Annotated in this window: 1 protein-coding gene and 3 rRNA genes; all 4 read left to right on the top strand. The window is 58.9% G+C overall.

The features are described 5' to 3' along the window. Positions 1-428: 428 nt before the first annotated feature. A 16S ribosomal RNA gene (locus ACK99Q_RS17750) occupies positions 429-1,947 on the top strand. Between the two features lie 340 nt (positions 1,948-2,287). Then, positions 2,288-5,394 (top strand): 23S ribosomal RNA (locus ACK99Q_RS17745). Positions 5,395-5,497: 103 nt separating this feature from the next. Continuing rightward, a 5S ribosomal RNA gene (gene rrf, locus ACK99Q_RS17740) occupies positions 5,498-5,614 on the top strand. The 16S, 23S and 5S rRNA genes sit together here, the layout of an rRNA operon. Positions 5,615-5,805: 191 nt before the next feature. After that, complete coding sequence (locus ACK99Q_RS17735; protein ID WP_410187427.1) at positions 5,806-6,768, top strand: tetratricopeptide repeat protein; 963 nt, start codon at positions 5,806-5,808, stop codon at positions 6,766-6,768.

Here is a 6,768-nt window from a genome sequence, read left to right as displayed (position 1 = left end):
ACGTGTGTGTAATGTTCTTCTTGTTGCTCCGCACGGCGGGGCAGCGGAGCGCAGACCGAAGCGGTTAACGCCAGGAGCCCTGATGGGGAGCCGGAAACTGGCCGCGGGAAAACGTAGCGCTGCATCGTGACCGAGCTGGGTTTGACCTGGTGGAAAACGGCGATGTAATGTGGATGAGCCCCTGTGGTTGTGCCGGTGAAACGGTGTGGTTGTGGGTGTGCGTCTGATCCTTGAGAACTCAACAGTGTGTCAAAAGTCGACGAATTTTTTTATCAGTACCCCGGCGACTCTGAAGGATTCCAGCTTGCTGGTTTCGCGCAGGGTTGCAGGGACAATTCCGACAATAATGACTGTCCAGCAGTCAGATCTTGTCAGTGTTGAACTGTCTAGTTGTTGACCGTGGCTTCTTCGGAGGTTGCGGGATTTTTTCAACGGAGAGTTTGATCCTGGCTCAGGACGAACGCTGGCGGCGTGCTTAACACATGCAAGTCGAGCGGTAAGGCCCCTTCGGGGGTACACGAGCGGCGAACGGGTGAGTAACACGTGAGTAACCTGCCCCATTCTTTGGAATAACCAGTGGAAACGCTGGCTAATGCCGAATATGACCATCGAAGGCATCTTCTGGTGGTGGAAAGCTCCGGCGGAGTGGGATGGACTCGCGGCCTATCAGCTTGTTGGTGAGGTAACGGCTCACCAAGGCGACGACGGGTAGCCGGCCTGAGAGGGTGACCGGCCACACTGGGACTGAGACACGGCCCAGACTCCTACGGGAGGCAGCAGTGGGGAATATTGGACAATGGGCGAAAGCCTGATCCAGCAACGCCGCGTGAGGGATGACGGCCTTCGGGTTGTAAACCTCTTTCAGCAGGGACGAAGCGAAAGTGACGGTACCTGCAGAAGAAGGACCGGCCAACTACGTGCCAGCAGCCGCGGTAATACGTAGGGTCCGAGCGTTGTCCGGAATTATTGGGCGTAAAGGGCTCGTAGGCGGTTTGTCGCGTCGGGAGTGAAAACTCAGGGCTCAACCCTGAGCGTGCTTACGATACGGGCAAACTAGAGGTATGCAGGGGAGAACGGAATTCCTGGTGTAGCGGTGGAATGCGCAGATATCAGGAGGAACACCGGTGGCGAAGGCGGTTCTCTGGGCATTACCTGACGCTGAGGAGCGAAAGCATGGGGAGCGAACAGGATTAGATACCCTGGTAGTCCATGCCGTAAACGTTGGGCGCTAGGTGTGGGGACCTTCCACGGTTTCCGTGCCGCAGCTAACGCATTAAGCGCCCCGCCTGGGGAGTACGGCCGCAAGGCTAAAACTCAAAGGAATTGACGGGGGCCCGCACAAGCGGCGGAGCATGCTGATTAATTCGATGCAACGCGAAGAACCTTACCTGGGTTTGACATATGCCGGAAACGCCTAGAGATAGGCGCCCCCTTGTGGTCGGTATACAGGTGGTGCATGGCTGTCGTCAGCTCGTGTCGTGAGATGTTGGGTTAAGTCCCGCAACGAGCGCAACCCTCGTCCTATGTTGCCAGCACGTCATGGTGGGGACTCATAGGAGACTGCCGGGGTCAACTCGGAGGAAGGTGGGGATGACGTCAAGTCTTCATGCCCCTTATGTCCAGGGCTTCAAGCATGCTACAATGGCCGGTACAAAGGGCTGCGAAACCGCGAGGTGGAGCGAATCCCAAAAAGCCGGTCTCAGTTCGGATTGGGGTCTGCAACTCGACCCCATGAAGTCGGAGTCGCTAGTAATCGCAGATCAGCAACGCTGCGGTGAATACGTTCCCGGGCCTTGTACACACCGCCCGTCACGTCATGAAAGTCGGCAACACCCGAAGCCGGTGGCCCAACCCTTGTGGAGGGAGCCGTCGAAGGTGGGGCTGGCGATTGGGACGAAGTCGTAACAAGGTAGCCGTACCGGAAGGTGCGGCTGGATCACCTCCTTTCTAAGGAGCATCTGGCCAGCTTGGCTGGTCCAGGCGGACACCGTTCGTCAGCGCATGTCTGACGCGGGTCCAGCTCACTAGTGGATCGTCGATTATTTGACTTGCTGCCCGTCTCGGGCCGTCAGTACTGCTCGCAAGAGCGTGGAACCTCGGTCGTGTGGGTGGGTGGCAGCTCAGGCACACTGTTGGGTCCTGAGGGATCAGCATTCTCTTGCTGGATCTCTCGGACCGTACATCTCCTCGAACCATCCGACCCCTGGGGTTGGGCAGGCGGGGAACCAGGTACGGGACCGATCGTATTTTGAGAACTTCACAGTGGACGCGAGCATCTTTGTAGTAACAACAAGCTACTAAGTGCACATGGTGGATGCCTTGGCATCGAGAGCCGATGAAGGACGTTGGAGTCTGCGAAAAGCCCCGGGGAGTTGACAACCGAGCTGTGATCCGGGGATGTCCGAATGGGGAAACCCACTCAGAGGAAAGTCTGAGTACCTGCGCCTGAACACATAGGGCGTTTGGAGGGAACGTGGGGAAGTGAAACATCTCAGTACCCACAGGAAGAGAAAACAACAGTGATTCCGGTAGTAGTGGCGAGCGAAACCGGAAGAGGCCAAACCTTGGGTGTGTGATAGCCGGCGGGCGTTGCATCCAGGGGGTTGTGGGACCGCACTGACTGTTCTGCCGGACAGTCGAAGAGTCATAAACCATGAGTGAAGGTGAAGCTGACTGGAAAGTCGCGACACAGAGGGTGAGATCCCCGTAACCGTAAGCTCATGGCTCTTGTGCGTCATCCCGAGTAACACCGAACCCCTGAAATTCGGTGTGAATCTGGCGGGACCACCCGCTAAGCCTAAATACTCCTCGATGACCGATAGCGGACTAGTACCGTGAGGGAAAGGTGAAAAGTACCCCGGGAGGGGAGTGAAATAGTACCTGAAACCGTGTGCATACAATCCGTTGGAGCGGTTCCTTGTGAACTGTGACAGCGTGCCTTTTGAAGAATGAGCCTGCGAGTTAGCGTTGTGTAGCAAGGTTAAGGCGAGTGCCGTAGCCGTAGCGAAAGCGAGTCCGAATAGGGCGTCTGAGTTGCACGATCTAGACCCGAAGCGGAGTGATCTATCCATGGCCAGGTTGAAGCGCGGGTAAGACCGCGTGGAGGACCGAACCCACCTAGGTTAAAAACTGGGGGGATGAGCTGTGGATAGGGGTGAAAGGCCAATCAAACTCCGTGATAGCTGGTTCTCCCCGAAATGCATTTAGGTGCAGCGTTGCGTGTTTCTTGCCGGAGGTAGAGCACTGGATGGGCTAGGGGGCCTACAAGCTTACTGAACTCAACCAAACTCCGAATGCCGGTAAGTGAGAGCGCAGCAGTGAGACTGCGGGGGATAAGCTCCGTAGTCGAGAGGGAAACAGCCCAGACCATCAGCTAAGGTCCCAAAGCGATTGCTAAGTGGAAAAGGATGTGGAGTCGCAGAGACAACCAGGAGGTTGGCTTAGAAGCAGCCACCCTTGAAAGAGTGCGTAATAGCTCACTGGTCAAGTAATTCCGCGCCGACAATTTAGCGGGGCTCAAGCAATCCACCGAAGCTATGGGATTCACACATGAGGTAGGCCTTCGTGGTCCAGCCGTGTGGATCGGTAGGGGAGCGTCGTGTCGCGAGCGAAGCGGCGGGGTAACCCAGCCGTGGATGCGACACGAGTGAGAATGCAGGCATGAGTAGCGAATGAAGAGTGAGAAACTCTTCCACCGAATGACCAAGGGTTCCAGGGTCAAGCTAATCTTCCCTGGGTAAGTCGGGACCTAAGGCGAGGCCGACAGGCGTAGTCGATGGACAACGGGTTGATATTCCCGTACCGGCGTTGAATCGCCCATGCTGAATCCAGTGATGCTAAGTGCCCGAAACCGTACCTACCGTCTCTTCGGAGACCACGGTGCGGCAGAGCGCATGACCCGATCTGGTAGTAGGCAAGCAATGGTGTGACGCAGGAAGGTAGCTCAACCGTGGCGATGGTAGTCCACGGGTAAGGTCGTAGGGCGAGTGATAGGCAAATCCGTCACTCATATGCCTGAGAGCCGATGCCACCCACCTAGTGGAGTGTGAGTGATCCTATGCTGCCGAGAAAAGCATCTAGCGAGATTCAGAGCCGCCCGTACCCCAAACCGACTCAGGTGGTCAAGTAGAGAATACTAAGGTGATCGAGAGAATCATGGTTAAGGAACTCGGCAAAATGCCCCCGTAACTTCGGGAGAAGGGGGGCCGGATGCGTCATCGGACTTGCTCCGAGAAGCGTTGAAGGCCGCAGAGACCAGGCCCAAGCGACTGTTTACTAAAAACACAGGTCCATGCTAAGTCGAAAGACGCCGTATATGGACTGACTCCTGCCCGGTGCTGGAAGGTTAAGGGGACGTGTTAGCGCAAGCGAAGCACAGAACTTAAGCCCCAGTAAACGGCGGTGGTAACTATAACCATCCTAAGGTAGCGAAATTCCTTGTCGGGTAAGTTCCGACCTGCACGAATGGAGTAACGACTTGGGCGCTGTCTCAACCATGAACTCGGCGAAATTGCACTACGAGTAAAGATGCTCGTTACGCGCGGCAGGACGGAAAGACCCCGGGACCTTTACTATAGTTTGGTATTGGTGTTTGGTTCGACTTGTGTAGGATAGGTGGGAGACTGTGAAGCTCGGACGCCAGTTCGAGTGGAGTCATCGTTGAAATACCACTCTGGTCGTACTAGATATCTAACCTAGGTCCGTTATCCGGATCAGGGACAGTGCCTGATGGGTAGTTTAACTGGGGCGGTTGCCTCCTAAAATGTAACGGAGGCGCTCAAAGGTTCCCTCAGCCTGGTTGGCAATCAGGTTTCGAGTGTAAGTGCACAAGGGAGCTTGACTGTGAGAGTGACAGCTCGAGCAGGGACGAAAGTCGGAACTAGTGATCCGGCGCTGGCATGTGGAAGCGGCGTCGCTCAACGGATAAAAGGTACCCCGGGGATAACAGGCTGATCTTCCCCAAGAGTCCATATCGACGGGATGGTTTGGCACCTCGATGTCGGCTCGTCGCATCCTGGGGCCGTAGCAGGTCCCAAGGGTTGGGCTGTTCGCCCATTAAAGCGGCACGCGAGCTGGGTTTAGAACGTCGTGAGACAGTTCGGTCCCTATCCGCCGCGCGCGTAGGAAACTTGAGAAAGGCTGCCCCTAGTACGAGAGGACCGGGGTGGACGAACCTCTGGTGTGCCAGTTGTTCTGCCAAGAGCACGGCTGGTTGGCTACGTTCGGAAGTGATAACCGCTGAAAGCATCTAAGCGGGAAGCATGTTTCAAGATGAGGTTTCCCACTCCCTCGAGGAGGTAAGGCCCCCAGCAGACCACTGGGTTGATAGGCCGGAAGTAGAAGTGCAGCAATGCATGGAGCTGACCGGTACTAATAGGCCGAGGGCTTGTTTCTTACAAAGACCGCACGCGTCCACTGTGAGGTTCCCGAGATATGATCGGGAACCACGAAGAACACGAGAGTGTTTTCCAAGGTTGAGTTGATATCTCCATAGAGTTTCGGCGACCATGGCGAAGGGGAAATACCCGGCTACATTCCGAACCCGGAAGTCAAGCCCTTCAGCGCCGATGGTACTGCACTGGAGACGGTGTGGGAGAGTAGGACGTCGCCGGACAACCATTGATGCGCGAGGCCGCTCCCAACAGGGAGCGGCCTTGCTGCATTTCACCCCCACCCCACCACCCACGCCCACCCACCCGGGCGCGTCCGTGGTGGCGGCCGGGCCCGGTCCCGGCCACAGTAGGGACACACCCACGCACACACCCAGCCGGGCGCCAGGCCAGGCACCCGAGAGGAACCCGCACCATGGCCCAGGACCGAAACCCCCGCAACACCAACCGCAGCAACAGCGGCAGCGGCCCCCGCAAGCCCGCCAGCAGCCGCAGCGGCAAACCCACCAGCGGCAAACCCAGCTCGCGTGACGGCAAGCCCAGCGGCTCCCGTGACGGCAAGCCCAGCGGCAGCCGTGACGGCAAGCCCGGCACCCGCTCCGGCGGCCCCCAGCAGCGCTCGGGCGGTCAGCGTCCCGGCGGTCAGCGCTCCGGCGGCCCGCGCTCGGGCGGACGTCCCAGCGCGCCCGAGCGCACCGCCGAGCAGAAGATCTACGACGGACCCCCGATCCCGGACGACGTGTCCGCCAAGGACCTGGACAAGCACGCCCGCCAAGAGCTCTCCGGCCTGCCCGACAAGCTCGCCGACAAGGTCGCCCGCCACCTCGTCATGGCCGGCACCCTCCTACATTCGGACCCCGAGACCGCCCACAAGCACGCCCTCGCCGCCCGCGCCCGCGCCATGCGCGTCGGCCTCGTCCGCGAAGCCACCGGCGAAACCGCCTACGCCCTCGGAAACTGGGCCGAAGCCCTCGCCGAATTCCGCGCCGCCCGCCGCATGACCGGCCGCCACATCTACGCCCCCATGATGGCCGACGCCGAACGCGCCCTCGGCCGCCCCGAAAAAGCCCTCGAATACGACAACCCCGACACCCGCGCCCACCTCGACGAACCCGGCAACACCGAACTGTCCATCGTCATCGCCGGCGCCCGCCGCGACCTCGGCCACCTCGACACCGCACTCCACATCCTCGAAACCGAACCCCTCCACACCAAAAACCGCGCCGACTGGGTCACCCGCCTCCGCTACGCCTACGCCGACACCCTCCTCGCCACCGGCAACACCCAAGACGCCATCACCTGGTTCCACCGCGCCGCCGGCACCGACACCCACCACACCACCGACGCCCACGAACGCCTCCAACAACTCGAAGACTGA

The sequence above is a fragment of the Aeromicrobium sp. MLTX1 genome, assembly GCF_046452335.1.
Classification (GTDB): domain Bacteria; phylum Actinomycetota; class Actinomycetes; order Propionibacteriales; family Nocardioidaceae; genus Aeromicrobium.
The sequence above is the reverse complement of the archived record's forward strand: the minus strand, read 5'-3'. Positions and strand labels throughout refer to the sequence as shown.

Coding starts and splice junctions, on each gene's coding strand:
- ACK99Q_RS17735 (WP_410187427.1), top strand. CDS start 5,806: ATGGCCCAGGACCGAAACCCCCGCAACACCAACCGCAGCAACAGCGGC.